Below are 15,314 nucleotides of genomic sequence, written 5' to 3'. Positions count from 1 at the left end.
CCGGCGCCCGAGCTGCTCCGGGCGGTCAGGCTTGATCCCTGCGCAGCTCGGGCTCCGGCGGAAAACCTGACCTGGTCCAGCCTCTCGGCGGGCCCCTTCCGGCATTGGGGTTCTTCGGACAGTTGGGTCTGCCCTGGGCGACAATTCCCCTGAAACGGTCACTTCAGGGGGTCTGGGTATGCCGCATTTTCCGGTCAACCATCCGGCACGGCCGCTCTACCGGGTCCTCTCCGGGCTGATCGGCGTCTACATCCTGGTCTTCGGCGTGTGGGGCGTCGCCGAGACGATCGGGGATCCGCTCTTCGCCCGTAACAGCACCTGGGCCCTCGGGCTCCGGACCAACCTGGCCTTCTCGCTGGCCTCGTTGGTATTCGGGGTCGTTCTGATCATCGGGGCCTCGCGGCGTACCAACCTCGGCCACTACATGAACCTCACCGCGGGCGTGGTGTTCCTGGTGACCAGCATCCTGATGATGTCGGTGCTGCAGACCGGAGGGAACTTCCTCAACTTCTCGATGTCGACAGTGATCGTGTCGATGCTGTTCGGCCTGATCCTGCTCGGCACCGGCCTCTACGACAAGGTCGGCCCACCGGAATCCGCCGAGGCGGAGTTGGAGCACCGTAAGCACCCGGTGGCCGACGTGCACCGCCGCTGATCGGGGTCAGTTGCGCCGCGCGGTGATCAGCGTCGGCTTGGCCTCCAGGTGCGACAACCCGTTCCAGGCCAGGTTGACGAGGTGCGCCGCCACCGTCTCCTTGCGCGGCTTACGCACCTCCAACCACCAGCGACCGGTCAACGCCACCATGCCGACAAGCGCCTGCGAGTACAGCTCGGCGAGCTTCGGGTCGTACCCGCGGCTCTTGTACTCGGCGCCCAGGATGTGCTCGACCTGGTGCGCCACGTCGTTCATGACGCTGCTGAAGGTGGCAGTGCCGGACATCAGCGGCGACTCGCGGACCAGCACCCGGAAACCGCTGGTCTCCTCCTCGATGTAGGTCAGCAGGGCGAGCGCCGCCTGTTCCAGGAGCTCCCGCGGATGCCCGGCGGTCAACGCCGTGGTGATCCGGTCGAGCAGGGCCCGGACCTCCCGGTCCACCACCACCGCGTAGAGCCCTTCCTTGCCACCGAAGTGCTCGTACACCACCGGCTTGGAGACCTTGGCGCGGGCCGCCACCTCCTCGATGGAGGTGGCGTCGAAACCGCGTTCCGCGAAGAGTTGCCGGCCGGTCGCGATCAACTGCTCCCGGCGTTGGGCCGCCGACATGCGGACCCGGGAGGGAGGTTTGGCTTTCGGTGCCGCGGTCGGCGTCGCCCGTCGGCCGCCGACAGCTGTCGCCGGCTCGTCGCTGACCTCAGGCATGTCGCCGCCTCGCTGGCGCTCGGTGACGCCCTGTCGTGGAATGGTTCCTCCGCTGTGCCCGTTCACGTCGTCGCCTAACTGTCGGGCGGTTCGACCGCCCTGACGCGCCGTTCGACCGTACCCGGATCGGGCTCGGCTCCCGCCGGCCGAGCCGCCTGGTGCCCCCGCATGGCTCGGTCATCCGGCCATCCTGCCAGGCGGCATCCTCGTGTACCGCCCGGTTTCAGCGGGGTGCGACCGGCTTCACCAGCTTGGCGGCGAGGCGCTCGGGCTTTGGCCAGCGCACCTGTGTTGCCGCGCCGGTCTTCTCGAACAACCAGATCACCCGGGCGGAGATGTCCACCTGACCGCGCAACACGCCGTGGCGGGCGCTGGTCGGGTCGGCGTGGTGCAGGTTGTGCCAGCTCTCGCCGAACGACAGGATCGCCAGTGGCCAGAAGTTCGACGCGCGGTCGCCCTGGCGCATCGCGAACGGACGCTCACCGTAGACGTGGCACACCGAGTTGATCGCCCAGGTGACGTGGTGCAGGAGGCCGATCCGGACCAGCCCGGCCCAGAAGAACGCGGTCAGCGCGCCCTGCCAGGACCAGGTCACCAGGCCGCCGATCAGCGCCGGGCCGAGCAGCGAGATGGCCACCAGCGCGGGGAAGAGTCGGTCGACCCGGCTGATGTCCCGGTCGGCGATGAGGTCCGGTGCGAAACGCGCGCGGTTGGACAGCTCCCGGCGGAAGAGCCAGCCCACGTGTGCGTGGAACAGGCCCCGGGTCAACGCCCAGAAGCTGGTGCCGAAGCGCCACGGCGAGTGCGGGTCACCCTCCAGGTCGGAGAACGCGTGGTGGCGCCGGTGGTCGGCGACCCACTGAATGATCTCGCCCTGTACCGCCAGCGAACCCGCGACCGCCAGAGTCACCCGCAGCCACCGCTTGGCCTTGAACGAGCCGTGCGTGAAGTAGCGGTGGAAGCCGACGGTGATGCCGAGCCCGGAGACGACGTACCAGACGAGGCCGATGATCACGTCGGTCCAGCCGAGCCAGCCGCCCCACGCCACCGGAACGGCGACCAGCAGAGCGACGAAGGGGATCACCACGAAAGCCCAGAGGGCGGCCAGGATGCCGGGGGACTGGCTGCCGTCGGTGAGCGGTTTGGGGCCGGATCCGGCGGTGTTGGGATCCAGTACAGCAGTGGACAATGGGACCTCGCAGGGGGATGGTAACGATCACTAAGTTACGCCTACGTCACCGTAACTTACGGCACCGTAGATCGCATCTGGAACTTTGGAATCGCCTTCGCGTAACTGTATGAAGTCGCAGGTCAAACGGTCCGGTGGCGGAGACCCGACCGACCTGGTCCGAGGTGGCCGAGGTGCGGGCCGACCACCCCCTGGACCGTTCACGGCATCGACCGCTCGCCGTGCGGTGGGATGAGCGCTGGCGCCCGACGGCCGGGGCGCTAAGGTGTAGCGGCGGGGTGGTCCATCCCTCGTGCGACGTGCTCGCGTCGGTGATCGGCCGTGGTGTAATTGGCAACACCCGGGTCTTTGGTACCCGTATTTCAGGTTCGAACCCTGGCGGCCGAGCTGCCCATCTGCGTCCGTTTTAGGGCCCGGTGGGGGTAAGAGGGGAACGTGCCGGGCCTCGCGGCTAGCATGGCCGCGAGAGTGTCCGCCGTCCCGACGGGAGCCACGTCGTGCCCCAGCCCCACCTCCGTACCGTCGTCGTGCTTGCCGCCGGTGAGGGCAAGCGGATGAAGTCGACACTGCCCAAGGTGCTGCACCCCCTGCTCGGCCGGACGCTCCTCGGTCACGTGCTGAGCGCCGCCGCCCCGTTGGGCGCGGACCGCACCGTCGTCGTGGTGGGGCACGGCGCCGACCAGGTGCGGGCACACCTGTCCGAGATCGCCCCGGACGCCACTCCGGTGCTCCAGGCCGAGCAGCTCGGCACCGGGCATGCCGTACGGATCGCGCTGGAGGCCGTACCGGAAGGTGCCGGCACCGTCGTGGTGATCAACGGTGACGTACCCCTGCTGCGGCCGGAGACGGTGGGCGCGCTGGTGACCGCGCACGAGGAGGCCGCCGCGGCGGCCACGGTGCTGGCCGCCGAGGTGCCCGACCCGACCGGCCTCGGGCGGATCGTCAGGGACGCCGACGGGCGCCTGGAACAGATCGTCGAGGAGCGCGACGCCGACACGACGCAGCGCGCGATCCGGGAGATCAACGCAGGCATCTACGCGTTCGACGCGGTGCGGCTGCGCGAGGCGCTGGGCAAGCTCTCCACCGACAACGACCAGGGCGAGGAGTACCTGACCGACGTCTTCGGTCTGCTTCGTTCCGCCGGCGAGCCGGTGGCGGTGCACGTCGCCCTGGATCACGTCGAGACGTTGGGCTGCAACGACCGGGTGGAGCTGGCCACGCTGCGTCGGCTGCTGCGCGACCGGATCAACGAGGCGTGGATGCGCACCGGGGTGAGCCTGCTCGACCCGGCCACCACCTGGATCGACGTGACGGTCGCGCTGGACCGGGACGCGGTGATCGACCAGAACACCCAGCTGCGCGGCGGCACGGTGATCGGCGCGGGCGCGCTGATCGGGCCGGACGTCACCCTGATCGACACGATCGTCGGCCCCGCCGCGTCGTTGATCCGCAGCCACGCCGTCGGCGCCGAGGTGGGCGCGGGCGCGACCGTCGGGCCGTACGCGTACCTGCGGCCGGCCGCCCAGCTGGCCGAAAAGGCGAAGATCGGCACGTTCGTCGAGGTGAAGAACTCGCAGATCGGCGCCGGCGCGAAGGTGCCGCACCTGACGTACGTCGGCGACGCGACGATCGGTGAGCAGACCAACATCGGCGCCGCGTCCGTCTTCGTGAACTACGACGGGGTCAACAAGCACCGTACGGTGATCGGCAGCCACGCGCGGACCGGCGCGGACAACATGTTCGTGGCACCGGTCGAGGTGGGCGACGGGGCGTACACGGCGGCTGGTTCGGTGATCGTCGACGACGTGCCGGCAGGGGCGATGGGCGTCGCCCGGGCGCGCCAGCGCAACATCGAGGGCTGGGTCGTCAAGCGACGCGCCGGCACTGCCGCGGCGGAGGCGGCGCAGCGGGCCCGCGACGCGAAGGGTGTGGCCGGTACGACTGGTGCCGCAAGCCACAGTGAGGCAATCCACGGGGCGACCGAGACGGTGGGCGGCGCATCCGGCGCGGGAGATACTGCAACCGAATAGTCCCCGATCCACCACCACCGGGTCGGGTACCGCCGACATAACGGGAGCAGACGGGCCCATGGGCAGCATCGTCGCCGAAAACCGCAAAAGCCTGATGCTCTTTTCCGGACGTGGCTTTCCGGAGTTGGCCAAGGAGATCGGCGAGGTGCTCGGCATCGCGCCGACGCCCGCCGACGCGTACGAGTTCGCCAACGGCGAGATCTTCGTACGGTTCAAGGACTCGGTACGTGGTTCGGACGCCTTCGTGGTCCAGTCCGTCACGCACGGGGTGAACACCTGGGTCATGGAGACCCTGATCATGGTGGACGCGCTGAAGCGGGGGTCGGCCAAGCGGATCACCGTGGTGCTGCCGTTCTACCCGTACGCCCGCCAGGACAAGAAGCACCGTGGTCGGGAGCCGATCTCGGCCCGCCTGGTGGCGGACCTGCTGAAGACCGCCGGCGCGAACCGCATCCTCACCGTCGACCTGCACACCGCGCAGATCCAGGGCTTCTTCGACGGCCCGGTGGACCACCTCTTCGCGATGGACATCCTCGCCGAGTACGTGGAGCACAAGTACGCCGGCCGGCCGATGACGGTGGTGGCACCGGATTCGGGGCGGGTGCGGGTTGCCGAGCGGTGGACCGACCGGTTGGGCGGGTGCCCGCTGGCGTTCATCCACAAGACCCGTGACCCGATGAAGCCGAACCAGGTCGTGGCGAACCGGGTCGTCGGCGAGGTGGAGGGCCGGGTCTGCCTGATCGTCGACGACATGATCGACACCGGTGGCACCATCGCCAAGGCCGCGGACATCCTCAAGGAGTCGGGCGCGGCGGAGATCGTTGTCGCGTCCACCCACGCGCTGCTGTCCGACCCGGCCACCGAGCGGCTGAAGAACAGCTCGATCAGCGAGATCGTGGTGACGAACACCCTGCCGCTCCCGCCGGAGAAGCAACTGGACAAGCTCACCGTGCTGTCGATCGCGCCGCTGCTGGCGCGGGCGATCCGCGAGGTCTTCGACGACGGTTCGGTGACCACCCTCTTCGGTGGCCTGAGCTGAGCCTGAGCCCCGTTTCCCACTCGGCGTGCCGGTGGGGGCGGGGCTGTCAAACTGGTGGAAACGGGGCCGGCACGCTGGTGGGAGCGCCACCGACGCGCCGGTCCTGAGCCGTGATCGGGGACTGCCGGAAACCCTGGAAACAACTCGGGTAGACTGGTGCGGTTGCCACGGCGAGGGTGCCCGGCGGGCCGCTGAAAAGCGCCGCACGGAGGCACCGTCATCGACGCGGTGCTCCGGGCAGTCGTTCATGACGCATGAGCCCCAGCGAGCCCCTCGCCCAGCACCGTTAGACGACAAGCCGCCGCAGCGAAAAGCATCAGGAGTTTCCCCGTGTCCGAGGTAAAGATCAGCGCCGAGCCCCGTACCGAGTTCGGCAAGGGTGGTGCCCGCCGTACCCGCCGGGCCGGCAAGGTGCCCGCCGTGCTGTACGGCCACGGCGAGAAGCCCAAGCACATCGCGCTGCCGTCGCGGGAGTTCGCCGCCGCGATCCGCAAGGGCGGTGCCAACCAGCTCTTCGCGATCGACATCGCCGACGGCACCCAGGTGCTGGCGCTGCCGAAGGCGATCCAGCGTGACCCGATCCGCGACACCTTCGAGCACGTCGACCTGATCCTGGTCCGCCGGGGCGAGAAGGTCACCGTCGAGGTCCCGGTCCAGCTGACCGGCGAGGCCGCCCGGGACACCCTGATCGTGCACGACCACGACACCCTCTCGGTGACCGCGGACGCCACCAAGGTCCCGGACCACCTCGAGGCGTCGATCGAGGGCCTGGAGGCGGGCACTCTGGTGACCGCCGGCGATGTCACGCTGCCGGCCGGCGTCGAGCTGGCCGTCGACTCGGAGCTGACCGTCGCGTCGGTGACCGCCGCCCCGACCGCCGAGCAGCTCGAGGCGACGCTGCCCGACGTCGAGGTTGCCACCGACGAGGCCGAGGCCGAGGTCGGCGAGACCACCGAGGGCTCCGAGGGCGCGGACGAGGCTCCGGCCGAGGGTGCCGAGGCGCGCACCGAGGCCTGATCGGTTCGTATTGTGCGACAGGCGTCCCCGAATGTTCGGGGGCGCCTGTCGGCATATCGGGAGTCGCTGCGTTGGGCATCGGAGGGGACGGGTCGTGACGGACGAGGCGGGGCCGTGGCTGGTGGTCGGCCTGGGCAACCCGGGCCGGGAGTACGCCGGCAACCGGCACAACGTCGGGTTCATGGTGGCGGAACTGCTGGCCGGGCGGGTGAGTGCGCGTTTCGGCCGGCACAAGCGGGCGGTGGCCGAGGTGGCCGAGGCGCGGCTGGGGTTCGGTGGGCCGAAGCTGGTGCTGGTCAAGCCACTGACGTACATGAACCTGTCCGGCGGGCCGGTCGCTGCCCTGGCACAGTTCTACAAGGTGCCGGCCGCGCAGGTGATCGCGGTGCATGACGAGCTGGACATCGGCTTCGGCCAGGTGCGGGTGAAGTTCGGCGGCGGCGAGGGTGGGCACAACGGCCTGCGCTCGATGTCGAAGTCGTTGGGGACCAAGGACTACGCCCGGGTGCGGTTCGGCGTCGGCCGACCGCCGGGGCGGCAGGATCCGGCGGATTACGTGCTGTCGGATTTTGGCGCGGCCGAGCGCAAGGAGTTGGATTTCCTGGTGGACCGGGCCGCCGACGTGGTGGAGTCGGTGATCGTCAAGGGCGTGGAGCCGACCCAGAACCTCTACCACGGCGGCTGAGCCGGGCGGGGCGTACCCGAATCGGAAACGGCGGGCCGGTAGTCTGCGCCTTTCAGCGTGCCGCGACCGGCGACGCGAGTCGCGGCGGATCGGCCCGTGCGGGCAGCGCGGCGAGGCGACGGGAGCGGACAGATGAGCAGTCCTCCGATGATCGATGGCGCGTTCGCCCGATGGTTGGCGTCCCGGGCCGGGCAGGCGCTGCTCGACCTGCGCACGGAGATGGGTTTCGCCGACGCCGGTGCGCTGAAGTCGGCCGGGGACAAGGTGTCGCACGACCTGATCCGCACGGAGTTGGCGAAGTGGCGTCCGGATGACGCGGTGCTCTCCGAGGAGGACGAGGGGTCGCGGTTGGCCTGGGCCGCCGAGGTCAACACCGGAGCGGTGTCCCGGCTGAACGCGGACCGGGTGTGGATCATCGACCCGTTGGACGGCACCAGGGAGTTCTCCGAGGAGGGCCGCTCGGACTGGGCGGTGCACGTGGCGCTCTGGGCGCGCAACGCGCCGAGCCCGCACGGTCTCGTCGCCGGTGCGGTGGGGTTGCCGGCGCAGCACCGGGTGCTGGGCACCGACTACCCGCCGGCGTACCCGCCGATGACAGTGGAGGCGGCGACGGCCGGCGAGCGGAAGATCCGCCTGGCCGCGAGCCGGAGCCGTCCGCCGGTCTTCCTGACCGATCTGGCCGAGGACGTCGGGGCGCACCTGGTGCCGATGGGCTCGGCCGGCGCGAAAATCGCCGCAGTGGTCACCGGCGAGGTGGACGCGTACATCCACGCAGGTGGGCAGTACGAGTGGGACTCGGCGGCCCCGATCGCTGTGGCGACGGCCACCGGACTGCACGCTTCCCGGATCGACGGTTCTGCGCTGAAATACAACGAGGCGGATCCGCGGCTGCCCGACCTCCTGGTCTGCCGCAAGGATCTCGCCACCCGGTTGCTTGCAGCGCTGCAGAAACATTCCGGGTAGCCTGAGCGCACTTTCTTGACATGTCCGACCGGAAAGGTCTGGAAATCGGATGAGCGAGCGAATCGAGCCGGTGTCATGACCACCCCCGCGGCGTACCAGGTCTCCCACCTGGACGCCTTGGAAGCGGAGAGCATCTTCGTGATGCGCGAGGTGGTCGCCGAGATGGAACGCCCGGTGATGCTCTTCTCCGGTGGCAAGGACTCGATCGTCATGCTGCGGCTCGCGCAGAAGGCGTTCGCCCCCGCCAACATCCCCTTCCCGGTGATGCACGTCGACACCGGGCACAACTTCCCCGAGGTCCTGGAATACCGCGACCAACGGGTCGCCGAGCTGGGGTTGCAACTCGTGGTGGCGAGCGTGCCGGAGGCCCTGGCCAGCGGCATGGTCCGGGAGTCCGGTGACGGCATGCGCAACCGGATCCAGACACCGGTGCTGCTGGACGCTGTGGAGAAGCACCGCTTCGACGCGCTGTTCGGTGGCGCCCGCCGGGACGAGGAGAAGGCCCGGGCAAAGGAGCGGGTGTTCAGCTTCCGCGACGAGTTCGGTCAGTGGGACCCGAAGAACCAACGGCCGGAGCTGTGGTCGCTGTACAACGGCCGGCACCACCCGGGCGAGTCGATCCGGGTCTTCCCGCTGTCCAACTGGACCGAGCTGGACGTGTGGCACTACATCGCCCGGGAACGCATCCCGCTGCCGTCGATCTACTACGCGCACGAGCGCGAGGTGATCGAGCGGGACGGCATGTTCTACGCCGTCAACGAGTTCTTCCGCCCCCGTGCGGGTGAGGAGCGGTTCAAGGCACAGGTGCGCTACCGCACCGTCGGCGACGCCTCCTGCACCGCCGCGGTCCGCTCCGACGCGGACACCGTGGAGAAGGTCATCGAGGAGGTGGCGGCCACCCGGATCACCGAGCGCGGCGCCACCCGTGGTGACGACCGGGTCAGCGAGGCCGCCATGGAGGACCGCAAGCGGGAGGGCTACTTCTGATGAGTACCGAGATCGTGGCCGCCGCGAGCGCGGACGCACGGGCTGTTGCCGGCGCCGGGCCGGAGGCCCGGCCGATGGACCTGCTGCGGTTCGCCACCGCCGGCAGCGTGGACGACGGGAAGTCGACCCTGATCGGGCGGCTGCTCTACGACACCAAGTCGCTCTTCACCGACCAGCTGGCCGCCGTGGAGGCGGTCAGCGCGGCCCGCGGTGACGAATACACCAACCTGGCGTTGCTCACCGACGGCCTGCGTGCCGAGCGGGAGCAGGGCATCACCATCGACGTGGCGTACCGGTACTTCGCCACCCCCCGGCGCAAGTTCATCATCGCCGACACCCCGGGCCACATCCAGTACACCCGCAACATGGTCACCGGCGCTTCGACGGCGGACCTGGCGTTGATCCTGGTGGACGCGCGTAAGGGCCTCGTCGAGCAGTCCCGCCGGCACGCGTTCCTCTGCTCGCTGCTGCGGGTGCCGCACCTGGTCCTCTGTGTCAACAAGATGGACCTCGTCGACTGGTCGCAGGAGGTCTACGAGCGGATCGCCGACGAGTTCACCGCGTTCGCGGCGAAGCTCGACGTACCGGACCTGACAGTGGTGCCGGTCTCCGCGTTGCGCGGCGACAACATCGTCACCCGGTCGGACAACATGCCCTGGTACGAGGGCCCGTCGCTGCTGCACCACCTGGAGCGGGTGCACATCGCCAGCGACCGCAACCTGGTCGACGTCCGGTTCCCGGTGCAGTACGTGATCCGTCCGCAGTCCACCACTGTCACCGACTACCGCGGCTACGCCGGCCAGGTCGCCTCCGGCGTGCTGAAGCCGGGCGACGAGGTGATGGTGCTGCCCTCCGGCTTCACCAGCCGGATCGCCGCCGTGGAGACCGCCGACGGGCCGGTCGCGGAGGCGTTCCCGCCGATGTCGGTGACGGTACGACTGGCCGACGAGATCGACATCTCGAGGGGTGACCTGATCTGCCGGCCGAACAACGCGCCGGCGGTGGCCCAGGACATCGAGGCGATGGTCTGCTGGATGGACGAGACAGCCCCGCTACGGGTCGGCGGCCGGTACGCGATCAAGCACACCACCCGGTCGGCACGGGCGATCGTGCGCGGGCTGCACTACCGGCTGGACATCAACTCCCTGCACCGCGACGAGTCCGCCGACGAACTGCGGCTCAACGAAATCGGTCGGGTGCGACTGCGCACGACGGTGCCGCTGCTGGCCGACGAGTACCGCCGTAACCGCACCACCGGCGGCTTCGTCATCATCGACGAGGCCACCAACCGCACGGTAGGCGCCGCGATGATCGTCGAAGCGAGCTAACCCCAACCCGCGCCGCGCCCCCGCCCCGCGCCCCGCCTGAGGCGGGTGATCAAGAGGTTCGCGTCAGGATCCGGGCTCGAATTGACGCAAACCTCTTGATCACCGCCGGCCCGGGTGGGGTGGGTGGGGGTGGGTTTAGGGCAGGCGGGTGGCGCCGGGGGAGGGGAGGACCGTCACGGTGCCGGGGGCGGTGAAACCTCGTTGCGCGTACGCGTCGGACACGGCAGCGGCTACCACGTCGGCACTGTCGGCCTCGATCAGCGCGAGCACGCAGCCGCCGAAGCCGCCGCCGGTCATCCGGGCGCCCAGCGCGCCGGCTGCCAACGCTGCCTCGACCGCGGTGTCGATCTCGGGGACGGTGATCTCGAAGTCGTCGCGCATCGAGACGTGGGAGGCGGTCAGCAGCGGGCCGATGTCGCGGACCCGGGCGGCGCGGAGCAACGCGACCGTGTCCAGTACGCGCTGGTCCTCGGTCACCACGTGCCGGACCCGTCGCCGGGTCTCCTCGTCGTCGAGCCGTGCCAGTGCGGCGTCGAGCTGGTCGATGCTCACGTCCCGCAGCGCTGTGACACCGAGCGCGTTGGCCCCGGCCTCGCAGGAGCGACGGCGGGCCGCGTACTCCCCGTCGGCGTGGCGGTGCGGCGCGCGGCTGTCGATGACCAGCACAGCCAGCCCGTCGGCGTCGAGGTCGAACGGGATGTGCTCGACCGACTCGTCCCGACAGTCGAGGAAGAGGGCGTGCCCGGCGCGGCAGCGGATCGATGCGGACTGGTCCATGATGCCGGTCGGCGCGCCCACGTAGACGTTCTCCGCCCGTTGCGCCAGCCGGGGTTGCAGTTCCGGGGCGAGCTCCAGCTCGCCGAGGTCGAGCAGGGCGGCCAGCACTGCCGACTCCAGCGCGGCCGAGGAGGAGAGCCCGGCACCCAGCGGCACGTCGGAGGCGATCGCCAGCCGGGCGCCGGGCACCGGGTGACCGGCCTCGCGTAGCGCCCAGACCACACCCGCGACGTACGCGCCCCAGCCGGAGACGCGACCCGGCTCGGCGACGTCCTCCGCGCCGAAGGTGATCGACTCGCCGGAGAGTTCGGACCAGACCGTCCAGTGCTCGCCGTCCTGCCGGTCGGCAGCGACGACGGTGCGCATCGGCAGGGCGAAGGGCAGCACGAAGCCTTCGTTGTAGTCGGTGTGCTCACCGATCAGGTTGACTCGCCCAGGGGCGGCCCAGCGGCCGGTGGCCTCGGCACCGAACTGTGCGGAGAAGCCGGCCGTCGCCCGCTCGGCGACATCACTGCTCGGGTGGGTCATGACTGGCCCAGGATGTGCGTGCGGTAGAACGCCCAGGCATCCCCGACCATGTCGTGCAGGGTCGGCTTCTGCGGCACCCAGCCCAGCTCGTCGCGGGCCAGTGCGGAGGATGCGACCAACTCGGCCGGGTCGCCCTCGCGGCGCGGCGCGACCTCGACGGGCAGTTGGTGCCCGGTGATCTCACGCACCACGTCGACGACCTGGCGGTTGGTGAAGCCGTTGCCGTTGCCCAGGTTGTAGATCCGGTGCTGACCGCCGGTGGCCGCGTCCAGCGCCAGCAGATGCGCGCGGGCCAGGTCGGCGACGTGGATGTAGTCGCGGACGCAGGTGCCGTCCACTGTGGGGTAGTCGTCACCGAAGAGCTGGAGCTTGTCCCGCCGGCCGGCGGCGACGTCCAGTGCGATCGGGATCAGGTGCGTCTCCGGGTCGTGCCGCTCGCCGAGGGTGATGTCGCCGTCGAGGTGGGCACCGGCCACGTTGAAGTAGCGCAGCGACACGGCGGCGAGCCCATGCGCGATCGCCTCGGAGGTGAGTGCCATGTCGGCGGCGAGTTTGGTGGCGCCGTACGTGTTGGTGGGTGCCTTGACCGCGTTTTCGGTGATGGGCAGCTCGGTGGGGTTGCCGTAGACGGCGGCGGTGGAGGAGAAGACCATCCGGGCCACCCCGGCGGCCCGGACCGCGTCGATCAGAGCGAGCGTGCCGATGGTGTTGTTCTGCCAGTACAGCTCCGGCTTGACCATCGACTCGCCGGCGGCGATCAGGGCGGCGAAGTGCAGCACCCCGTCGAAGCCGGCGTCCGCGGTGATGACCTGTGCAGCGTCGTGGATGGACGCCTCCACGTGGGTGGCGTCCGGGGCGAGGGCCTCGCGGTGGCCGGTACGCAGGTCGTCCAGGATGACCACCTGGTGACCCGCGTCGAGCAGCATCCGGGTCACCACGCTCCCGATGAAGCCGGCGCCCCCGGTGACGAGCAGTTTCACGTCGTTGCCTCCTGCCTGGCCCGCCCGGGACGTGGCCCTTCGGTGATCACACTAGGGCGGTGGCCGGCGCTCTCGCCGTCGGCACCGCCAACCCCATTCCATCATAATCTCTCATGATTAAACAGAGCCGAACATCTCTCCGCCGCTCCGCGTGATCCCCCGTGCGGTGGGCCCCCGGTGTCTACCATCTCTGTCATGCGGGAAGCGGCCCGTACCGGGCTCCGGCGAAACGCGCGGGCACACCCCCGCCGCGACAGTGGCCCGCTCGCCCGGGGCGTCGCCCGGGTGCTGGTTCGCGCCGCGGATGGCGCCACCCGACTCGTCACCGACCTGCTCGGGACCGGTCCGACGGCCGGTCGGGAACACATCTCCGAGGCCGATCTGCGGGACCTTGTCGCGGCGAACACGGTGCTCGACCCGGACGAGCGACGGATCATCGACGAGGTCCTGGTGGCCGGTGCCAGTCTGATCCGCGAGGTGATGATGCCGCGCACCGAGGTGGTCTTCCTCCCGGCACGGATGACAATCGTCGAAGCCGCCCGACTGGTCCGCGCCGAAACCCACACCCGTTACCCGGTCACCGACGGCACGCACGACGACGTGGTCGGCTTCGTGCACCTCCGTGACGTACTGCTGCGCCCGGACGCCGACCCGTGCGCCACCGTCGGCGAGTTGGCCCGGGAGGTGAAGCGGCTCCCGGACAGCAAACGGGTGCTCGCCGCGCTGACCGAGATGCGCCGGGAGGGCCAGCACCTCGCTGTGGTGGTCGACGAGTACGGCGGCACGGCCGGGATCGTCACGCTGGAGGACCTCGTCGAGGAGTTCTTCGGCGAGATCCACGACGAGTACGACGCCACCCCGGACCCGGAGCGTGTCGGACTGCCCGCCGTGGTGGACGGCCGCCTCAACCTCGCTGACTTCGCCGAGCGGACCGGGGTGGCCCTCCCCGCCGGACCGTACGAGACGGTGGGCGGGTTCGTCATGGCCGCGCTGGGCCGGCTCCCGGTGACCGGTGACGAGGTGCCGGTGCCGGGTGAGCCCGCCGAGGTCGGCGCACCCGATCCGGCCGAGCTGCCGGCCGGCTGGCTGTTGCGGGTGCTCACGTTGGACGGCCGCCGGGTGGCCCAACTCGCCGTCTCCGCCGCCCGCAGCGCCGACCAGCGCCGAGAGCAGAGCGCCGGCAAGCGCCGCGAGTACGACGCAGCGTCGGCCTCGGCGGGCGGCCCCGAGCCGGCTCGGGAGGCGGTGACGGGGCAGCACCGCCGGGTATCGGTCGGGCCGACGCGCCGGGTCGGCGCTGGCGAACCACGCGAGGTCAGCACCCCGGCACCGGCGGGCCGGAGCCGACCCGCCGGCCCGTCATGACGGACCGGGTTGCTTGCTGACAGAATTATCGCCATGTCCGACGTTCCCGCCCGGCCCCGCGTCTTCTCCGGCATCCAGCCGACAGCCGACTCGTTCCATCTCGGCAACTATCTCGGCGCGGTGCGGCACTGGGTGGCGCTACAGGACACCCACGACGCGTTCTACTGCGTGGTGGACCTGCACGCCATCACCGCCGGGCACGATCCGGCGCTGCTGCGCCAGCGGACCCGGGTGGCCGCGGCCCAGCTCTTCGCGGTCGGGCTCGACCCGGAACGCAGCACGCTGTTCGTCCAGTCGCAGGTGCCCGAGCACCCGCAGCTGGCCTGGGTGCTCGGTTGCATCACCGGCTTCGGCGAGGCCAGCCGGATGACCCAGTTCAAGGACAAGTCGCAGAAGCAGGGCAACGAGCGGGCCAGCGTCGGGCTGTTCACCTATCCGGTCCTCCAGGCCGCCGACATCCTGCTCTACCAGGCCAACGCTGTCCCGGTCGGCGAGGACCAGCGCCAGCACCTGGAGCTCTCCCGGGATCTGGCCCAGCGCTTCAACTCGCTGTTCGGCGCGACGTTCACGGTGCCCGCGCCGCACATCGTCAAGGACACTGCCAAGATCACCGATCTGCAGGACCCGACCGCGAAGATGTCGAAGTCCTCGTCCTCGCCAGCCGGCATCATCGACCTGCTCGACGATCCGGCTCGGTCCGCGAAGAAGATCCGTTCGGCGGTGACCGACACCGGTCGGGAAATCGTCTTCGACACCGAGACCAAGCCGGGCGTGTCCAACCTGTTGACCATCTACTCGGCGCTCAGCGGCCGCAGCATCGACGAGCTGGTGGCCGCCTACGAGGGCCGTGGCTACGGCGATCTGAAGAAGGAGCTGGCCGAGGTGGTGACGGACTTCGTCCGGCCGATCCAGGAGCGCACCCGCGCCTACCTCGACGACCCGGCGCAGTTGGACAAGCTGCTCGCGGCCGGCGCGGAGAAGGCCCGCGCGGTGGCCGCGACGACCCTGCGGTCCGCGTACGAGCGGGTCGGGTTCTTCCCGCCCGTGCGCGGCGAGTAGCTCCGCG

At 70.1% G+C, this 15,314-nt stretch carries 14 protein-coding genes and 1 tRNA gene; 11 read left to right on the top strand and 4 right to left on the bottom strand.

Going from position 1 to position 15,314, the window contains the following annotated elements; genetic code table 11:
- Nucleotides 1-178 precede the first annotated feature (178 nt).
- Nucleotides 179-655, top strand: coding sequence for a DUF4383 domain-containing protein (locus ABZU43_RS32620; protein ID WP_355010211.1), 477 nt, complete (start codon nucleotides 179-181; stop codon nucleotides 653-655).
- 6 nt (nucleotides 656-661) lie between these two features.
- Here the strand turns inward: ABZU43_RS32620 and ABZU43_RS32615 are convergent, their stop codons facing one another.
- Nucleotides 662-1,360: a TetR/AcrR family transcriptional regulator gene (locus tag ABZU43_RS32615; protein ID WP_355010210.1), complete on the bottom strand. Its 699-nt coding sequence runs from the start codon at nucleotides 1,358-1,360 to the stop codon at nucleotides 662-664.
- A gap of 223 nt (nucleotides 1,361-1,583) precedes the next feature.
- Nucleotides 1,584-2,549 (bottom strand): acyl-CoA desaturase, encoded by a 966-nt coding sequence (locus tag ABZU43_RS32610; RefSeq protein WP_355010209.1) that lies wholly within the window; start codon nucleotides 2,547-2,549, stop codon nucleotides 1,584-1,586.
- A gap of 315 nt (nucleotides 2,550-2,864) precedes the next feature.
- Between ABZU43_RS32610 and ABZU43_RS32605 the strand changes: the two genes are divergently transcribed.
- The 8 genes from ABZU43_RS32605 (at nucleotide 2,865) to ABZU43_RS32570 (ending at nucleotide 10,598) form a co-directional block, all read left to right on the top strand.
- Nucleotides 2,865-2,936, top strand: a tRNA-Gln gene (locus tag ABZU43_RS32605).
- Nucleotides 2,937-3,046: 110 nt separating this feature from the next.
- Nucleotides 3,047-4,579: a bifunctional UDP-N-acetylglucosamine diphosphorylase/glucosamine-1-phosphate N-acetyltransferase GlmU gene (gene glmU / locus ABZU43_RS32600; protein WP_355010208.1), complete on the top strand. Its 1,533-nt coding sequence runs from the start codon at nucleotides 3,047-3,049 to the stop codon at nucleotides 4,577-4,579.
- A gap of 58 nt (nucleotides 4,580-4,637) precedes the next feature.
- A complete protein-coding gene (locus ABZU43_RS32595) occupies nucleotides 4,638-5,618 on the top strand; it encodes a ribose-phosphate diphosphokinase (RefSeq protein WP_355010207.1) in 981 nt (326 codons plus the stop codon).
- Nucleotides 5,619-5,948: 330 nt separating this feature from the next.
- Nucleotides 5,949-6,635: a 50S ribosomal protein L25/general stress protein Ctc gene (locus tag ABZU43_RS32590; protein ID WP_355010206.1), complete on the top strand. Its 687-nt coding sequence runs from the start codon at nucleotides 5,949-5,951 to the stop codon at nucleotides 6,633-6,635.
- A 94-nt stretch (nucleotides 6,636-6,729) separates the two neighbouring features.
- Nucleotides 6,730-7,320, top strand: a complete 591-nt coding sequence (pth, locus tag ABZU43_RS32585) for an aminoacyl-tRNA hydrolase (protein WP_355010205.1) — start codon at nucleotides 6,730-6,732, stop codon at nucleotides 7,318-7,320.
- 132 nt (nucleotides 7,321-7,452) lie between these two features.
- Complete coding sequence (locus ABZU43_RS32580) at nucleotides 7,453-8,283, top strand: 3'(2'),5'-bisphosphate nucleotidase CysQ (RefSeq protein ID WP_355010204.1); 831 nt, start codon at nucleotides 7,453-7,455, stop codon at nucleotides 8,281-8,283.
- Between the two features lie 75 nt (nucleotides 8,284-8,358).
- Nucleotides 8,359-9,270: a sulfate adenylyltransferase subunit CysD gene (gene cysD / locus ABZU43_RS32575; protein ID WP_124862940.1), complete on the top strand. Its 912-nt coding sequence runs from the start codon at nucleotides 8,359-8,361 to the stop codon at nucleotides 9,268-9,270.
- A 74-nt stretch (nucleotides 9,271-9,344) separates the two neighbouring features.
- Complete coding sequence (locus ABZU43_RS32570; RefSeq protein ID WP_355010213.1) at nucleotides 9,345-10,598, top strand: GTP-binding protein; 1,254 nt, start codon at nucleotides 9,345-9,347, stop codon at nucleotides 10,596-10,598.
- 135 nt (nucleotides 10,599-10,733) lie between these two features.
- On the opposite strand, the gene galK is transcribed toward ABZU43_RS32570, so the two are convergent.
- Both galK and galE read right to left on the bottom strand, forming a co-directional pair.
- Entirely contained in the window at nucleotides 10,734-11,903 is a 1,170-nt protein-coding gene (gene galK / locus ABZU43_RS32565) for a galactokinase (RefSeq protein ID WP_355010203.1), read from the bottom strand.
- Nucleotides 11,900-12,883, bottom strand: a complete 984-nt coding sequence (gene galE / locus ABZU43_RS32560) for a UDP-glucose 4-epimerase GalE (protein ID WP_355010202.1) — start codon at nucleotides 12,881-12,883, stop codon at nucleotides 11,900-11,902. The genes galK and galE overlap by 4 nt, the downstream gene beginning before the upstream one ends.
- 195 nt (nucleotides 12,884-13,078) lie before the next feature.
- Between galE and ABZU43_RS32555 the strand changes: the two genes are divergently transcribed.
- Nucleotides 13,079-14,248, top strand: coding sequence for a hemolysin family protein (locus ABZU43_RS32555; RefSeq protein ID WP_355010201.1), 1,170 nt, complete (start codon nucleotides 13,079-13,081; stop codon nucleotides 14,246-14,248).
- Between the two features lie 33 nt (nucleotides 14,249-14,281).
- Nucleotides 14,282-15,307: a tryptophan--tRNA ligase gene (gene trpS, locus ABZU43_RS32550; protein WP_355010200.1), complete on the top strand. Its 1,026-nt coding sequence runs from the start codon at nucleotides 14,282-14,284 to the stop codon at nucleotides 15,305-15,307.
- Nucleotides 15,308-15,314: the final 7 nt, after the last annotated feature.

The sequence above is a fragment of the Micromonospora sp. NPDC005205 genome, from assembly GCF_040608275.1.
GTDB lineage: Bacteria > Actinomycetota > Actinomycetes > Mycobacteriales > Micromonosporaceae > Micromonospora.
The sequence above is the reverse complement of the archived record's forward strand: the minus strand, read 5'-3'. Positions and strand labels throughout refer to the sequence as shown.

Excerpts from the sequence above, each read along its gene's own strand:
- ABZU43_RS32620 (WP_355010211.1), top strand. The coding sequence starts at position 179 with ATGCCGCATTTTCCGGTCAACCATCCGGCACGGCCGCTCTACCGGGTC.
- ABZU43_RS32615 (WP_355010210.1), bottom strand. The coding sequence starts at position 1,360 with ATGCCTGAGGTCAGCGACGAGCCGGCGACAGCTGTCGGCGGCCGACGG.
- ABZU43_RS32595 (WP_355010207.1), top strand. The coding sequence starts at position 4,638 with ATGGGCAGCATCGTCGCCGAAAACCGCAAAAGCCTGATGCTCTTTTCC.
- ABZU43_RS32580 (WP_355010204.1), top strand. The coding sequence starts at position 7,453 with ATGAGCAGTCCTCCGATGATCGATGGCGCGTTCGCCCGATGGTTGGCG.
- cysD (WP_124862940.1), top strand. The coding sequence starts at position 8,359 with ATGACCACCCCCGCGGCGTACCAGGTCTCCCACCTGGACGCCTTGGAA.
- ABZU43_RS32570 (WP_355010213.1), top strand. The coding sequence starts at position 9,345 with ATGGACCTGCTGCGGTTCGCCACCGCCGGCAGCGTGGACGACGGGAAG.
- galK (WP_355010203.1), bottom strand. The coding sequence starts at position 11,903 with ATGACCCACCCGAGCAGTGATGTCGCCGAGCGGGCGACGGCCGGCTTC.
- ABZU43_RS32555 (WP_355010201.1), top strand. The coding sequence starts at position 13,079 with ATGCGGGAAGCGGCCCGTACCGGGCTCCGGCGAAACGCGCGGGCACAC.
- trpS (WP_355010200.1), top strand. The coding sequence starts at position 14,282 with ATGTCCGACGTTCCCGCCCGGCCCCGCGTCTTCTCCGGCATCCAGCCG.